Raw genomic sequence first — 15,354 nt, 5'->3', positions numbered from 1 at the left:
ACGCGCCTGGATGTTGTCCTCCCGGGATGGCCTCGACCGACCCGCCCCTCGCCACGGACGACCGCCACGGCAGCGCATGCCGCGGCGGCATCCGAAGGAGAAAGGACGCCAGCCATGTCGGCAATGAGCAGCGACTGGAACCGACGATCCGTACCGCGAGCCTCCGCGGGCCTCTCCGCACCCGCGGCGCCTGGCACCGCCATCTCCTCGGACAGCCCCTGCACGTCACCGAGGGCATCGGCCTGGTCCGGGCACGCGGCGGCAAGCTCATCGTCATGCGCCCCGGCGACACCGTCTACACGCCGCCGGGCGAGTGACACTGGCACGGCGCAGCCCGCGAGCACTTCATGATCCACCTCGCCATGGTGGAATTCCAGGGCGACGGGGGCGGCGCCACCGAGTGGGGCGACCTCGTCACCGACGAGGAGTACGACGGCAAGTAACGCCCCCCGTTCGCCGCCGGCCCTCGACCGGCCATCCGCCTGCTCAGGTGGCGTCAGACATCCTCGTACTTCCCCTTCGGCCGCCGATGCGCACCAGGTATCTCGTCGCCGTTGCGGCTTGTCGTGCTTCCTTCTCCTCCACATGACGATGATTGTGGCCCCCGGCACTGCGAGGCCCTGATAGCTGGGCCTCGCAGCACGTGAACACGGCCTTCGGCTCAACCTCACGTCCGGGGCCGGTCAGGCGGATAAGGTCGCGGACCAGACGCTCCAGAGGGGGCCGGTCGACACGGGGGGCACCAGGCATGCAGACGCCGGATCAGATAGGGGACGACGCCGATCTGCCCACCCGACGGCTCGCCGGGCTGGCGCTCAACCCGTCCGCGCCGCAGGACGTCCTGCTGCGCCTGCTTGCCGACGGTCCGCTCGCCGTACGGATGGTGCTGTGCCGGGACCGGATCCTGCCCGACGCCGTCGTCGATGCCGTGATCGAGCACCCCGACACATACACCCGCAGCTTCTTCGCCCGTAACCCGCACGTCGATCCGGCCCAGCGGGCACGGCTGATCGACGACCCGGAGTGGTTCGTCCGCGCCCACCTCGCCGAGGGGCCCCGGATGCCCAGCCCCGCACGGCCCAGGCCGCTGCCCGACGAGGCCATCGTGCACATGATCAGCACGTACGACGACGAACACATGGGCAGCCTCGGCTTCTACCAGCAGATCTCCACCGGGCTGAGACGGTCCATGCACACGCATCCGGTCGCGAAGGTCCGCTGTTGGGGGGTCGGCAGATGGTCAGTGCTGTCCGCCGATGCGCGGGCCGCGCTGCTGGCGGACCCCGACGCCGATGTCCGGGAGCGGGCGCAGCGGCACCAGCGCTACGAGGATCCGGCGTGCATGGAGAGGGAGTTGCCCGCGAGGCCCTGCCACACACGCACCGACATCCTGCGCAACCGGGCCCTCAGCAGAGCAGTCGTGGACAGCGTCCTCGCCGCTCCGGCCAGAGAGGAAGAGCGGGCGACGATCGCCGCCAACCCCAGCCTCCCCACCGACGTGGTGGTCCTCCTGGCCGCCGATCCGGACCCGGAGGTACGGAGGAGGATCGCGTCCCGCGCGGACCTCGGCCCGCTGAGCGCCGCGCACTCGCCGTGGACCCCGACCCGAAGGTGCGACTGGCGGTGTCCGTGCACCCCGAGCTGAGCGAGAAGGAGCGGGCCGCGATCGACTACAAGGTCCCCATGGACTGCGGCTTCTGCTTCCGACACACGCCCGAGGTGACCCCGGCCCCCGAGGACGTTCGCCGCGACGCACTCTCCGCCCACCCGCTGCTACGCCGGAAAGCGGCCGGGGACCACTCGCTGCCGCCGGACCTCGTGGCACGCCTGGCCGCCGACGAGGACCTCGGCGTACGCGTGTTGCTGGCCCAGAACCATCCGCACGCCCCGGCGCCCCTCCTGCTGCGCAGCTTCCTGGAGTACACCGGCCCGGAGCGCGCCCATCTCACCACCCGGCCGAACTTCCCGACCACCGGACTGGCCGCCTTCGCCGACCACGAGGACCCCGAGGTCCGCGCCTCGGTCGCGCTCGACCTCGAGACAGCTCCGGCAACCGCGGAACGCCTCACCCGGGACCCGGACCCCGCCGTACGGGCTGCCCTGGCACGCCACCCGAACCTCCCGCCACCCCGGCTGACGGAACTCCTCGACGACGAGGAACTGGCCCACGCGGCCGCCGCGAACCCGGCATGGGACGCGGACACGATCCGCCGACTCGCGGCGACACCCCTGGACGACAGGACATAGCCTGAACGCCGTGCGTCTGCTCCTCATGTCCGACACCCACCTCCCCAAGCGGGCCAAGGAATTGCCCCCGCAGTTGTTGGCCGAACTTCCGCGCGCCGACGTCGTCGTCCACGCGGGCGACTGGGTGGACACCGCCACCCTCGATCTCCTGGAGGAGCGTGCGCGCAGGGTCGTCGGGGTGTACGGCAACAACGACGGCGCGGCCCTGCGCGCCCGCCTCCCCGAGGTCGCCCGCGTGGAACTCGACGGCCTACGCCTCGGAGTCGTCCACGAGACCGGAGCCGCCCAGGGCCGCGAGTGGCGCTGCGCCGAGCGCTACCCCGACCTCGACGTCCTGGTCTTCGGCCACAGCCACATCCCGTGGGACACCACCACGGAGACCGGCCTGCGCCTCCTCAACCCGGGCTCCCCGACCGACCGTCGTCGCCAGCCCCACTGCACGTACATGACCGCGACCGTGGCCGACGGGCAGTTGGCCGACGTGACCCTGCACCGGCTTTCGCCCCGCACCGGTGTGCCAGCCCCCGCGTCTCCGGCATGATCCGCCGGACAGGCCCTAGCTCCCTGGTTCGAGGTGCCGTGGATGGATCGCGCCGCCCGTCGCCGTCAGCGGCGTCCCGCTGCCGCCCCACCGCAGCGCGACGATCTCCGCGGCGACGGACACGGCCACTTCCTCCGGTGTACGCGCGCCCAGGTCGAGCCCGACCGGCGAACGCAGCCGTGACAGCTCGCGCTCGTCGAGCCCGGCGTCCCGCAGCCGTTGCATCCGGTCCTCGTGGGTACGTCGGCTGCCCATCGCCCCGATGTACGCGGCGGGGCGGCGCAGCGCCGCCTCCAGCAGGGGCACGTCGAACTTGAGGTCGTGGGTGAGGACGCAGATCACCGTGCGCGCGTCGGTCGTCGTAGCGCTCAGATAGCGGTGCGGCCAGTCGACGACGACCTCCACGCCTTCGGGGAACCGCTTCGGCGTGGCGAAGACCGGGCGGGCGTCGCACACGGTGACGCGGTAGCCGAGGAAGTCGCCGATGCGGGCGACCGCGGCCGCGTAGTCGATCGCGCCGAAGACCAGCATGCGCGGCGGCGGCGCGAAGGAGTGGAGGAAGACGGCGACGGCGTCCTCGCGGCGCTCGCCGTTCGGACCGTAGTGCCGCTGTCCGGTGGCGCCCTGCGCCAGTTCGCCGCGGGCGTCGGCGGTGACGGCCACGTCGAGACCGGTCGCCCCGAGGGAGCCGGAGACCTGGTCGGGCCAGACGGCGAGCGTGGCCCCGCGCGGCGCCGGGCCGCCGATCACCGTCGCCACGGTCACCGGGCGTCCGGCGGCCACCGACTCGGCCACCGCGCCGAAGGAGGGATCCTCGGCGGGCGTCACCCGGCGGACGAGCAGCGTGATCTCGCCGCCGCAGGTGAGCCCGACCGCGAACGCGTCCTCATCGCTGTATCCGAAGGTCGCGAGGCGTGTCTCGCCGCACTCGACCACCTCCTGGGCCAGCTCGAAGACCGCCCCCTCGACACAGCCGCCCGAGACACTGCCCACGACCTCGTCGCCGGGCCCCACGGCCATGGCGGCTCCCGGGTCGCGGGGCGCGCTGCGGCTGACCGCGACCACCGTGGCGAGCCCGAACGGGGACCCCGCCGTGTACCACCGATGCAGCGCCGGGAGGATCTCACGCATGGCTCGCTCCGCTCTCCGCAGGGTGCGTCTCACTCAAGGTTCCGCTCCTCTCACCGCCGCCGCCCTCCCGGCGGCCAGGGGTGCGTAACCGGGGCCTCACCACGCACTGCGCAAGCGGCCGCGTGGCGCCGTTGCCGGCGCGGCGCGCTGCCCACAGCGCGAGGTGGTCGCCCCACCGGTCGGGCGGCGGGGCGCCGGTGTCGACGTCGGCGACCTTCAGAAGATGTGCGGCTGTGGGGTCGGCCGCCTCGTCGAGCAGGTCGGCGGCGGTGACGGTGGTTGCCGAGCGGGCCCGGCGGCGGGAGTACCTCTCGCTGGCGGCGTCCCACAGGGGGGATTCGCCGGGGTCGCAGCCGCCGCCCAGCAGGAACCACCGACGCTCCGCAGAGGTGGGCCGACGGCAGGCGCCGGCCCACCAACCGGATTTCCTCCATCAGCGTGCTGGGGTTGTAGCCGACCAAGTCCGCGGCCTCGTACAAGGTGGCCGGGGAGTTGTCGCTGTGCCAGTTGTTCAGCTGCGTGACGGTGTTCCGCGCGGTCTGGAGCAGGTCTGCCGGGCTGTTCAGTCCGGCTTGGAGGCCGGGGTAGACGGCCTGGATGGCGACGTCGTTGCCGTCGCTGACCCAGCCGGAGCCTTCCGAGGTCTGCCGGAAGACGGTCTGACCGTTTCTCGTCATCGTGGGCAGCGGCGCGAGGTCGCTGTCGATGTGCTGCCAGGTGGGGATGAGCGAGTCGTTGATGCCCAGGTCCCTGCTCATGTCGATCAGCCCCTGGAACAGCAGGTGCACCAGCCCGAGCGAGAGGATGCTGTTGGTCCGCGGATAGACGCCACCCTCCTGCGGCGCGTCGTTGTGGATGTTGTACGTGCCCGTGGAGCTGGACGAGCTCTTCGCGGCGCAGTGCGCCGTCGTAGGCGAGCGTGATCAACAGCCGGTTGCGCAGTGATTCCTCGGCCGCGGCGGCCAGAATCCGTTGCCAGACCTGTTCGTTGGGGATCCAGGGTGCCTGTTCGATGCGCCGCACGAGGCCCTGCCGGGCTCTGCGACCGCCGCGGCTTGCCTGTCCTCGGCGGACCGGGTTCTGCTCACGCAGCCCGTCTTCCACCAGGTACTCGTAGTACGAACGGACGGCCACCAGACGCTGCTGGATCGTCGCGTTCGCCAGACCCGTCTCGCCCTGGCGAGGCCCCTTCGACCGTCGTTTCACAGGCCGGTCCAGCATGGCCCTGATCCAGGCGGCGATGGCGTCCGCAGGGGCCAACAGCGGGTCGATGCCTCCCGCGGTACAGAATCGCAGATGGTCCTCGACCGCCCGCCCGTACGCGTCGATCGTGTTCGGTGCCCGACCGATGTTCGCTGTGAACTGCAACCACCGATGGGCCAGTTGATGTTCCGCGACAGTGGGGAACTTGCCCCATGGGATGGGGGCCATGACTGCAGGCTAGACCCGGTCGATTCCACATAGGACAGCCGAGACAACTCGACTTGGGTGTTTCTGCCAGGCCGATGGAGGTCAGGTAACGGACACAGTCCGTGCGGGACCAGCCGAGGTCGATGGACCGCCCGAAGTTCAGCGGAACTGAAACTTCTTTGGGTTGAACTTCGGTGGAAAGGGTGGCTCTGCGTGCAATGGGGGTGGAAGTTTTCGGGAGCCCGGTTTGGGGAGTTGGGGTCGTTGACGGGCTGGGGGTGCGGCGCATTCGGGGCTTGGGTATGGGTTTATGTAATGTGCCTTATTCGTTCGTGATGTGGGTGCTCAGGGCGGTTGTTGTTCGGGGTCCGGTTCGAGGATTGAGCGGGCGGCGTTCGCGTAGCGGATGGCAGATCCTGCCGCTGCCTCCCCTTTCGGTGAAGCGCGGCGGCGGTCCGGCGTACCGCCGCGCATGCCCGCCGCCGCGGCGGGTACGACCCCTCCCGTACGGGGACGTCGCGGAAGCGGCTGAAGAGCGAGGGGTGTCGGAAGTGATTCGAAAGCTGCAGGCGGTCGCGCTGGACTGCGCCGATCCGGTACGGCTCGCGGAGTTCTACGCGGATCTGCTCGGCGGCCGGGTGGTCGCGGACCCGGAGGATCCCGACTGGGTCGAGGTGCACGGGTTCGAGGGGACGCCGCTGGCCTGCCAGCGGGTGGACGGCTACCGACCGCCCGAATGGCCCGGCCAGCAGCGCCCGCAGCAGCTCCACCTGGACTTCGACGTGGACGACCTCGACGGCGAGGAGAAGCGGGCGCTCACCCTCGGCGCGACCGTGCTGGAGCGGACGGACCAGCTCCGCCCGGAGGCCAACTGGCGGATTTACGCGGACCCGGCCGGCCATCCGTTCTGCCTCTGCCTCCACTGAATCCACCGGGCCCATCGCAGTCACTGAGGCGCGGCGTCAGGATCGGCCGTCGGGCGGGGACTTCGGCCCGGGTTCGATCAGCCAGGCGCAGCCCAGCGACACGGCCAGCACCAGCGCGTCGACGCGGGTGTGGTGGGTTTGCGCAGTGGGTTTGTGCAATGTGCTGTAGAAGTCGATTGGTCCCGGTGCGCGAGCGACCTCGCCAGCACCCTCATCTGCTACCGCCTCTACACCAAATGAGGCGATCTTTTATTGGTTTGCCGCCGGCCAGCCCGGTCGGATAGGAAGCTTGCATACTAAAGGGCAGCAAGGTCGGGCTCAGGGCCCGGCACGAGGACGACATCCCGATCCTGCAGGCCGAGCTCTACGACGACGTGATCAACTCCTCGCGGTCCGAAGGCCGGCCGTGGCGGCCGATCACGCCCGGCTCGAAGGACTCGCTGCTCGTGGTGGGCGACAAGGAACAGTGGCACGTCCCGTTCTCCGTGGTGGAGCTGGACGGCGGCACGCTGCTCGGCACCGCGTCGCTGTGGAGCATCGACAACCACAACCGGTCCGCGCACATCGGGCTGGGACTGCTGCCGTCCTCCCGCGGCAAGGGCTACGACGAATTCGGCGTCGACGTCCTGTTCCACGGGACCACACCCCTCTGCATCGAACGGCCGGTCGGAACCGGAGCGTCGGTCGAGTTCAACGGAAAGGACCCCAATCTCGACAAGAGCATGTCCGGCACGGGCGCCGACTTCCGGAGCCTGACACCGCTGGTGGTGATGAGCGCGCTGCGGGAAGCGGGCACACGCGTGTACGAGCCGATGCACCGTTTCCGCCTGGAGGCCCCGGCGGACACGCTGGGAGCGGTGCCGCCGGTGCTCGCCAAGCAGCGAGCCGTACCGGGAGCCACCGAGATGCGCGGGGCGTCATGCGGGCTGGAGGGGCGGATCCCGGTCGCCCAGGTGCATGAACTCGAGCCGCAGCTCCCGGGGCTGACCCGTGGTGAGGGCGACCTGGAATGCGCCTTCGACCACTACGCACCCGTGGACCCCGGCACGGTCCCCGACCGACCGCGTACCGATCTCAACCCGATCGGCCGGAAGGAGTACCTGCTGAACGTGACACGGCGGGTCGGCGCGTAAAGGCAGGGGCCCAAGGTCGCAAAAGCTGAAACTTACTCTGGAGTCAGAGGTGTTGACGCCCCCTGATGCAGCCGCGACTGTTGTGAACATGTCGAAGTTACGTGCGCGTCTGCTCGGCGTCCTCGTACTCCTCACCGGCTTCCTCTCGGCGGCGGGCACACAGCCCGCCGCCGCGGACGGACTCCCCGACTCCCTGTGGTTCGACGCACCGGCGGCGGCCACCCTCACGGTCGACGGCGGCCGCTTCACCGACGGTCTCGGCCGCGAGGTCGTCCTGCGCGGCTACAACGTCTCCGGCGAAACGAAGCTGGCGGAGAACAAGGGACTGCCCTTCGCCTCGGTCGCCGACGCCAAGAAGTCCGCGTCGGCCCTGCGCGCCCTCGGCGGTGGCAACTCCGTACGCTTCCTGCTTTCCTGGGCCTACGCCGAACCCGTACGCGGACAGGTCGACACCACCTACCTCGCCGCGGCCACCGACCAGATGCGCGCCTTCCTCGACGTCGGAATCCGCGTGTACCCCGACTTCCACCAGGACCTCTACTCCCGCTACCTCTTCAACACGGGCAGCTGGTACACCGGCGACGGCGCCCCCAAGTGGGCTGTGGATGCCGGTAATTACCCCAGCGAGTCCTGCGGGATCTGCATCTTCTGGGGCCAGAACATCACCCAGAACGGGGCCGTGACAAAGGCGTCGTACGACTTCTGGCACAACGCGTACGGCCTCCAGGACGCCTTCCTCACCACTGCCCAGGCCACCATGACCTACGTCAGACAGCACCTCACCACCGCCCAGTTCGCGGGTCTCGTCGGCTTCGACCCGTTCAACGAGCCGCACGCGGGCACCTACTCCTCCGGGCAGACCAGCCGCATGTGGGAACGGGATGTGCTCTGGCCGTTCTATGTGAAGTTCCGGGCCCGGATGGACGCGGCCGGCTGGCAGGACAAGCCCGCCTTCGTCGAACCGAACCTCTTCTGGAACGCCAACATCGACACGCAGAAGCAGGAGGGCGGCCTGCTGGACGCGGGCACACTGGGCCCGCGCTATGTGTTCAACACGCACTTCTACGACCAGAAGGCGATCTCAGGCATCCTGATGTGGGGCAACGCGCAGGACGGCCAGTACGCCACCGACTTCGGGACGGTGCGCGACCGCGCCTCGGCCGCCGGTACGACGGCGATCGTGAGCGAGTTCGGCCATCCGCTGGCGGGAACGGTCGCGGGCAAGGCCCCGACCGTCCTGAAGGCGATGTATCAAGCCCTCGACTCCCGGGTGCCGGGCGCGAGTTGGTGGTCCAGGCCGGCGTCCTCCGGCCCGGTGCTCTCCGGCACCCAGTGGCAGTGGGACATCTACAACGGCCGTCACCACGAGCTGATGAACAACAACCCCGACAAGGTCCTGACCTCCGGAGACGCCTGGAACGACGAGGACCTTTCCGCCGTACGCCTCGACGACTCCGGTACGGCCGTACTGCGCCAGGACGCCCGCCTCCTGGACCGCGTCTACCCGAGTGCGACCTCGGGCAGCACCGTCGCCTTCACCTACGAGGACCGCTCCCGGGACGGCTCCACCACCCTGACCTGGAACCCGGTTCCGTCGTCCCTGCCGCGCGTCTCCCAGCTGGTCGGATCGGGCCAGTACAGCCTGCTGCTCTGGCGCTCCGACGGCACCAGCGCGCCCACCGAACTCCATCTGCCGGCGTCCTTCCCGACCTCGGCCACGACGGTGGTGTCCGACCTCGGCACCACGTTCTCCCCGCCCGCCTACACCACGACCACACCGATCGCCGTGGCCCCCGAGCCGGGCGGCACCGGCAGTCGCCGCCTCCTGCTCACCGCACCGGACTCGGGAACCCTGCACTACGCGCTGGTCACGAACGGGGCGAGCGCTCCGTCCGCCGAACTGTTGAGTGCGGCCCGGTCCGAACTGACCTCGTGGGCCGCGACGGCGGTCAACTAGGCGGTTTCGTTTGGATCGGTCGGTCGTTTGGTCCGGGTGTGCCGTTAACAGACGCGCAGTGGGCTCGGATCGAGCCGTTACTCCCGGACCGGACGCCGAAGCGGGGCGGCCGCTGGCGGGATCACCGGGAGGTGATCGACGCGATCGCCTTCAAGTTCCAGACCGGAACGCAGTGGGTCTACCTGCCGGAGAAGTGTCAGGAGAGCAGGTCGATCTTCTGTCCGATGTCATGCTGCTCTGCCTGCTGGTAGGCGACCCACGCCAGAGCGAGGTCTTGCCAGGGAAGTCCGACAGGCGCGTAGACGGAGCGGTCCGTCGCGCGGGTACGTCCCGGATGGTCGCCACGCAGAACCTCGCTGAGTGTGGCCTCGGCAGCCCAGGCCGCAAGGCCGGCGGCCGACAGCGCGCCTGTGGTCGCGGCGAGTTCTCGGTCGTCGACGACCAGGAGTGCAGATTCCAGCAGGTCGGCGGCGAGTTCCTGTTTGCCGGGTTCGTCGGCTCCTAGGCTTGTGATGTGCTGTCCTGGCCGGGTATCGGCCAGCCGGAGCAGCGGTGAGCGTGACCAGGTGGCGAGCAGGACGATGTCAGCGGCTGCGGCGACCTGTGTGGCAGATGTCAGGAGGCGGCCGTCGTGGCGTGAGGCGAAGGCGTGGGCGCGATCCGGATCCGAGTCGTGAATGACGATCTCGCGATGCCGTCGCAAGGCACTCAGACCACGCACCACGAGCTCGGCCTGCGCGCCTGCGCCGATCACTCCGAGTACTGACCCGGCCGCCGAGGCGGGGCTGGCCAGAAGGTGGGTTCCCAGGGCCGCAGCCAGTCCGGTGCGCCATGCGGTGATGGTGGCGGAATCCATCAGCGCGAGAAGTCGACCGTCATCACCACTGTGGAGGCAGACAACTCCGCGCAGAGCTGGTCGGGCACCTGGGAACTTGGCGTTGACTTTCACCGTGTACGCCTTGATGCCAGGCAGCACACCGGGGATCAGAGCCGTGGCCGTTCCGGGAAATGGCAGGTCAGTACGTATTCTTTGTCCGGCTATCGGGGAGGCGGCGGCGCGGAAGCCGTCGCGCAGCGCAGCCATGCAAGACACCGGCTCCAGCACGGCCTGCAAGTCACTTCGAGTCAGTAGGCGGGTCATTCACTCATGATCTCTCTGGGCTTCAGGTCTCTGCCCCCGTACATGGGCGTGGCTTGTATGGGCGTAGGCGACGGCTGCCGGTGGCCGGTCCCGCCCGTTTGCCCGGATCAAGCGGTGTGATGAAACCGCCCCGGGTTCGGTAGGGATCTCACGACGTCTGGGATGGGGATGAGTGGCGCCACCGTGACGGCTGTTGCCGGGGTCGTTGCGTGCGACGTCGGGTGTTCGGCGTTGCTCGCGTCGAGGTTCATTGTGGCGTGGTGTCCTGCTGTGGTTGCCGGGGGGCGGTGTTCTTGCGGGGGTTGGCCTGCTGTTCCTGGCGGTCGATCGTCTCGTTGATCTTCTCGGCGGTGGTGCGCAGGGTGTCGAGTTCGGCGGGGTGGAGAACGTCGAAGACGAGGTCGCGTACCCGGGCTACGTGTCCTGGGGCGGTTTCGGCGAGGTGGGCGTGGCCGGCTTCGGTCAGGATCGCTTGGGTGTAGCGGCCGTTGGTGGGGTCGGGTTCGCGGCGGACGAATCCTCGGCGTTCCAGCCTGCTGATCAGGTGGGAGAGGCGGGACTGTTCGGAGTTGGCGCGGACGGCCAGGTCGCTCATGCGCATGCGGTGTCCCGGCTGCTCGGACAGTCCGGCGAGGACGTAGTACTCGATGTAACTGAGGTGCGCGTCTTGCTGCAGCTGCGCTTCCAGGGCGCTGGGCAGTCTCTGCATCATCAGGCCGAGTTGCTGCCATGTCTTTAGCTCCGCCGGGGTCAGCCAGCGGCGCTGATCGTTCGGGTGCGGAGGCTGTTCAGGCATGCCTGGAGTCTATCTGGCATGAACGTTCAGGAGTCGCGGCTCACACTTGAACATTCATGAGTCATTGCTCTAGGGTGTGACATGAAAGTTCATGTGAAAGGGCCGGCCTCGCATCGGCGGCCCATCAAGGAGAAGACCCCATGAGTGACCTGAAGATCGCCGTCATCCTCGGCAGCACCCGGCCCGGCCGCAACGGCAAGGTTGTCGCGGACTGGGTGGTGGACCGGTCCGGCGCCCGCACCGGCGTCGAGTACGAGCTGGTCGACCTCGCCGACTACCCGCTGCCCCACCTGGACGAGGCCATTCCGCCGGCCATGGGCCAGTACCAGGGTGAGCACACCAAGGCGTGGGCGGCCAAGATCGCCGAGTTCGACGGATACATCTTCGTGACCCCCGAGTACAACCACTCCACCTCCGGCGTACTCAAGAACGCGATCGACTACCTGTACGGCGAGTGGAACAACAAGGCCGCCGCCTTCGTCTCCTACGGCTCGCTCGGCGGCGCTCGGGCCATCGAGCACCTGCGGAGCGTGGCCAGCGAACTGCAGTTGGCCCACGTACGTCAGCAGCTGTCCTTCTCGCTGTTCACCGACTTCGAGAACTTCTCCGTCTTCAAGCCGGGCGAGCAGCACGACGTTGCCGCGACCACCCTGTTCGACCAGCTCGAGTCCTGGGCCCGCGCCCTCAAGACCGTCCGGGGCTGACGCCCTCGCCCGTCGGAAGGCGGGCGACGGGGAGACCGTCCATTCTCAGGTGAGTCCCGGAACGGACTGCGTTCCGGTTCCGGGACCGCACCTGAGAGCCCCACCATTCCCGCTACCGGGCCACGGAGTGGTTCTTCGACCGCGAGGGCCCCTCGGGCCGCTTCACGATGCGGCGTACCGCTGCCGTCCGGATCAACCTGGACGGCGGGGATGAGTCCAACAGTTTCTCTGGCCGTCGTCACCGCTGGGAACTCGCTCACCGTGTCGGCCCCGTCCGCGTAGCCGCCTTCGCCACTCCCCGATCGAGGACGGCCTGCCCAGTGGATGATTGTCCACGGGGCAGGCCGTCCGAGGGACCAGCCGCTCCGCATCATCGACCTCACGCCCTGACCGGGCACGGGGGCGGGGGTCTGGGGGCGCAGTACCGCCGAACGCGACGACGCGAGCGGGAATCCGCCGGACAAGTAGTCACCTCTTCCGTGGCGGAGGCCCTCGCGGAGAGCGGTGATCCCTTCGAGGCGCGCCCTCAGGCGCCTGCAGCCAGCCTTTTCCTCACGAAGTCCCGAAGTGGATACCTTCATGTCTCGAACAGCTTTCAAGGCTCCCGGTGACGCGCACGCCAACCGCTGGAAAGCGCTCGTCTTCATCGCGCTCGCCCAGCTGATGGTCGTCCTCGACACCACCATCGTGAACATCGCCCTGCCTTCCGCCCAGCAGGATCTGGGCATCTCCGACGGTGACCGGCAGTGGGTCGTCACGGCCTACGCCCTGGCCTTCGGCGGTCTGCTCCTGTTCGGCGGCCGGGTGGGCGACCTGTGGGGCCGCAAGCGCGCCTTCGTCATAGGCCTGATCGGTTTCGCCGCCGCCTCCGCGCTCGGCGGCGCGGCGACCACCGGCGCGATGATGTTCGGCGCCCGCGCCCTCCAGGGCGTCTTCGGCGCCCTGCTCGCCCCGGCCGCGCTCTCGCTGCTCGCCGTGATGTTCACGGACGCCAAGGAGCGCGCCAAGGCGTTCGGCATCTACGGCGCCATCGCCGGTGGCGGCAGCGCCGTCGGCTTCATCCTCGGAGGTGTGCTCACCCAGTACCTGGACTGGCGCTGGACGTTCTTCGTCAACGTCCCGTTCGCGATCGCCGCAGCGGCCGGCGCCTACTTCGTCGTCCGTGAGCCCGAGGGCGGCCGCAACCACTCGCCGCTCGACATCCCCGGCGTCGTCCTGTCCACCCTGGGCCTGGTCTCGCTGGTCTACGGCTTCACCCGTGCCGAGTCCGACGGCTGGGGCGACACCACGACCATCTCCCTGTTCGTCGTGTCGGTGGTCCTGCTGCTTACCTTCGTTTTCACCGAGGCCAAGGTCAGGGCACCGCTGCTGCCCCTGCGCGTGATCACCGACCGCAACCGCGGTGGCGTCTACCTCTCCCTCGGTATCGCGGTCATCGCGATGTTCGGCACCTTCCTGTTCCTGACGTACTACCTGCAGGTCGTGAAGGGCTACTCGCCGGCCAAGAGCGGGTTCTGCTTCCTGCCGATGGTGGCGGGCATGATGGTCGGCTCGACCCAGATCGGCACGCGTCTGGTGACCCGCGTCCCGCCCCGGTTCCTGATGGGCCCCGGCTTCCTGGTGGCCATGGCCGGCATGCTCCTGCTGGCGCAGCTGGAGGTCAGCTCGTCGTACGCCTCGACCGTCCTGCCGGCGCTGGTGCTGCTGGGTCTCGGTATGGGTACGACGTTCACGCCCGCCATGTCCCTGCCCACCCTGGGCATCGAGCCCCGGGACGCCGGTGTCGCCTCCGCGATGATCAACACCTCGCAGCAGGTGGGTGGCGCGATCGGCACGGCCCTGCTGAACACGCTCGCCGCCTCCGCCACGACCTCGTACGTCAAGGACCACATCGCCGACGCCGCGACGGAGCCGCAGCGGCAGCTGGTCCAGCTGCAGGGTGTGGTGCACGGCTACGCCAACGCCATCTGGTTCGCCGTCGGCATGCTGGTGATCGCCACGCTGATCGTCCTGGCCCTGGTCAACGCCGGCCGCGCGGGCAGTGAGGGCGTCGAGGACGACGTGGCGGTGCCGGTGGTTGCCCACTGAGGCACCGGGTAGCCCTGAGGAAACCTGTCGTGGGGGCGTTGAGGGACGCCGTGCAGCCACGGATCCCCGGGACCTGCCCCTGCTTCCTGAATGAGCGGCTCAGCGGAGCCAGGGCAGGTGCACACCCGCTTCGTTCAGATGAAGATCCTCCAGATGAAGACCCTCGGCGACGATCTCCATGTTCTCGTCGAGGGTCTCTGCTGCTCGGATGGGCCAGCCGCTCGAACAGCGCCAGGCGCACGGCGGTCACACGGCCCGGCGTCGTGCGCCGCAGACCGCCACACCCTCGTCGATGATCCTTGCGTGCGACGTCGGGTGTCCGGCGTTGCTCGCGTCGAGGTTCATTGCGGCGTGGTGTCCTGCTGTGGTTGCCGGGGGGCGGTGTTCTTGCGGGGGTTGGCCTGCTGTTCCTGGCGGTCGATCGTCTCGTTGATCTTCTCGGCGGTGGTGCGCAGGGTGTCGAGTTCGGCGGGGTGGAGAACGTCGAAGACGAGGTCGCGTACCCGGGCTACGTGTCCTGGGGCGGTTTCGGCGAGGTGGGCGTGGCCGGCTTCGGTCAGGATCGCTTGGGTGTAGCGGCCGTTGGTGGGGTCGGGTTCGCGGCGGACGAATCCTCGGCGTTCCAGCCTGCTGATCAGGTGGGAGAGGCGGGACTGTTCGGAGTTGGCGCGGACGGCCAGGTCGCTCATGCGCATGCGGTGTCCCGGCTGCTCGGACAGTCCGGCGAGGACGTAGTACTCGATGTAACTGAGGTGCGCGTCTTGCTGCAGCTGCGCTTCCAGGGCGCTGGGCAGTCTCTGCATCATCAGGCCGAGTTGCTGCCATGTCTTTAGCTCCGCCGGGGTCAGCCAGCGGCGCTGATCGTTCGGGTGCGGAGGCTGTTCAGGCATGCCTGGAGTCTATCTGGCATGAACGTTCAGGAGTCGCGGCTCACACTTGAACATTCATGAGTCATTGCTCTAGGGTGTGACATGAAAGTTCAAATGAAGGGTCGTCCTCCTGCGTGGCGGCCCGTGGTAGCCGAGAAGGCGAAGCCGCAAGGGTGCACCCGTCCGGCACGCACCCGCGCGTCCTCACACCGTCCGACGCCGCCCGGCTGCACCCAAGCGCGCCAGGAAGGTCCTGGACGACTGCGAGCCCGCCGGTCGGCGCCCTGCTTGATCTCCCGTTCCCGCACCTCCGGACCGATACATGCGACCCGACATCTCCTCGCCATGCAGTCGCTGCGCCCTCATGGGTCGCGCGGCGCGACGCGACGTCGGGCTCGCAGGCCGTACAAA

13 protein-coding genes and 1 pseudogene are annotated in these 15,354 nt (G+C 69.0%); 10 read left to right on the top strand and 4 right to left on the bottom strand.

The features are described 5' to 3' along the window. Positions 1 to 26: 26 nt before the first annotated feature. From ACX28W_RS04310 to ACX28W_RS04295, 4 genes are all read left to right on the top strand, one after another. Positions 27 to 317 (top strand): cupin domain-containing protein, encoded by a 291-nt coding sequence (locus tag ACX28W_RS04310; RefSeq protein WP_458997397.1) that lies wholly within the window; start codon positions 27 to 29, stop codon positions 315 to 317. Between the two features lie 431 nt (positions 318 to 748). Continuing rightward, the gene (locus ACX28W_RS04305; protein WP_458997396.1) at positions 749 to 1,645 is read left to right on the top strand and encodes a hypothetical protein; all 897 of its coding nucleotides are present in this window, start codon (positions 749 to 751) and stop codon (positions 1,643 to 1,645) included. Continuing rightward, the gene (locus ACX28W_RS04300) at positions 1,624 to 2,247 is read left to right on the top strand and encodes a hypothetical protein (RefSeq protein WP_458997395.1); all 624 of its coding nucleotides are present in this window, start codon (positions 1,624 to 1,626) and stop codon (positions 2,245 to 2,247) included. The genes ACX28W_RS04305 and ACX28W_RS04300 overlap by 22 nt, the downstream gene beginning before the upstream one ends. Before the next feature lie 10 nt (positions 2,248 to 2,257). Beyond that, positions 2,258 to 2,788, top strand: coding sequence for a metallophosphoesterase family protein (locus ACX28W_RS04295; protein WP_458997394.1), 531 nt, complete (start codon positions 2,258 to 2,260; stop codon positions 2,786 to 2,788). 15 nt (positions 2,789 to 2,803) lie between these two features. Here the strand turns inward: ACX28W_RS04295 and ACX28W_RS04290 are convergent, their stop codons facing one another. Continuing rightward, on the bottom strand, positions 2,804 to 3,919 hold the full coding sequence (locus ACX28W_RS04290; protein WP_458997393.1) for an XdhC family protein: 1,116 nt from the start codon (positions 3,917 to 3,919) through the stop codon (positions 2,804 to 2,806). Positions 3,920 to 5,880: 1,961 nt separating this feature from the next. Here ACX28W_RS04290 and ACX28W_RS04285 point away from each other — a divergent pair. The 4 genes and pseudogenes from ACX28W_RS04285 (at position 5,881) to ACX28W_RS04270 (ending at position 9,596) form a co-directional block, all read left to right on the top strand. Continuing rightward, positions 5,881 to 6,255 (top strand): VOC family protein, encoded by a 375-nt coding sequence (locus tag ACX28W_RS04285; RefSeq protein ID WP_458997392.1) that lies wholly within the window; start codon positions 5,881 to 5,883, stop codon positions 6,253 to 6,255. A gap of 605 nt (positions 6,256 to 6,860) precedes the next feature. Beyond that, positions 6,861 to 7,388: pseudogene (locus ACX28W_RS04280) on the top strand (GTP-binding protein); the annotation flags it as partial. An 88-nt stretch (positions 7,389 to 7,476) separates the two neighbouring features. Next, positions 7,477 to 9,345 (top strand): glycoside hydrolase family 5 protein, encoded by a 1,869-nt coding sequence (locus ACX28W_RS04275; protein ID WP_458997391.1) that lies wholly within the window; start codon positions 7,477 to 7,479, stop codon positions 9,343 to 9,345. Next, positions 9,321 to 9,596, top strand: coding sequence for a transposase (locus tag ACX28W_RS04270; RefSeq protein WP_458997390.1), 276 nt, complete (start codon positions 9,321 to 9,323; stop codon positions 9,594 to 9,596). Before ACX28W_RS04275 ends, ACX28W_RS04270 begins: the two co-directional genes overlap by 25 nt. Here ACX28W_RS04270 and ACX28W_RS04265 read toward each other — a convergent pair. Both ACX28W_RS04265 and ACX28W_RS04260 read right to left on the bottom strand, forming a co-directional pair. Beyond that, on the bottom strand, positions 9,542 to 10,486 hold the full coding sequence (locus ACX28W_RS04265; protein WP_458997389.1) for an ornithine cyclodeaminase family protein: 945 nt from the start codon (positions 10,484 to 10,486) through the stop codon (positions 9,542 to 9,544). The genes ACX28W_RS04270 and ACX28W_RS04265 overlap by 55 nt on opposite strands. A gap of 247 nt (positions 10,487 to 10,733) precedes the next feature. Further along, positions 10,734 to 11,282, bottom strand: a complete 549-nt coding sequence (locus ACX28W_RS04260) for a MarR family winged helix-turn-helix transcriptional regulator (RefSeq protein ID WP_458997386.1) — start codon at positions 11,280 to 11,282, stop codon at positions 10,734 to 10,736. Between the two features lie 140 nt (positions 11,283 to 11,422). Here ACX28W_RS04260 and ACX28W_RS04255 point away from each other — a divergent pair, with 140 nt between their 5' ends. Both ACX28W_RS04255 and ACX28W_RS04250 read left to right on the top strand, forming a co-directional pair. After that, positions 11,423 to 11,986, top strand: coding sequence for an NADPH-dependent FMN reductase (locus tag ACX28W_RS04255; protein WP_458997388.1), 564 nt, complete (start codon positions 11,423 to 11,425; stop codon positions 11,984 to 11,986). Positions 11,987 to 12,565: 579 nt separating this feature from the next. Next, positions 12,566 to 14,074, top strand: a complete 1,509-nt coding sequence (locus ACX28W_RS04250) for an MFS transporter (protein ID WP_458997387.1) — start codon at positions 12,566 to 12,568, stop codon at positions 14,072 to 14,074. Positions 14,075 to 14,415: 341 nt separating this feature from the next. Here ACX28W_RS04250 and ACX28W_RS04245 read toward each other — a convergent pair whose 3' ends face one another. Then, positions 14,416 to 14,964 (bottom strand): MarR family winged helix-turn-helix transcriptional regulator, encoded by a 549-nt coding sequence (locus tag ACX28W_RS04245; RefSeq protein WP_458997386.1) that lies wholly within the window; start codon positions 14,962 to 14,964, stop codon positions 14,416 to 14,418. Between the last annotated feature and the right edge of the window lie 390 nt (positions 14,965 to 15,354).

The organism is Streptomyces sp. SD15 (assembly GCF_054462255.1).
Note: the sequence above shows the minus strand (reverse complement) of the source record. Positions and strands in the feature narration are given on the sequence as shown.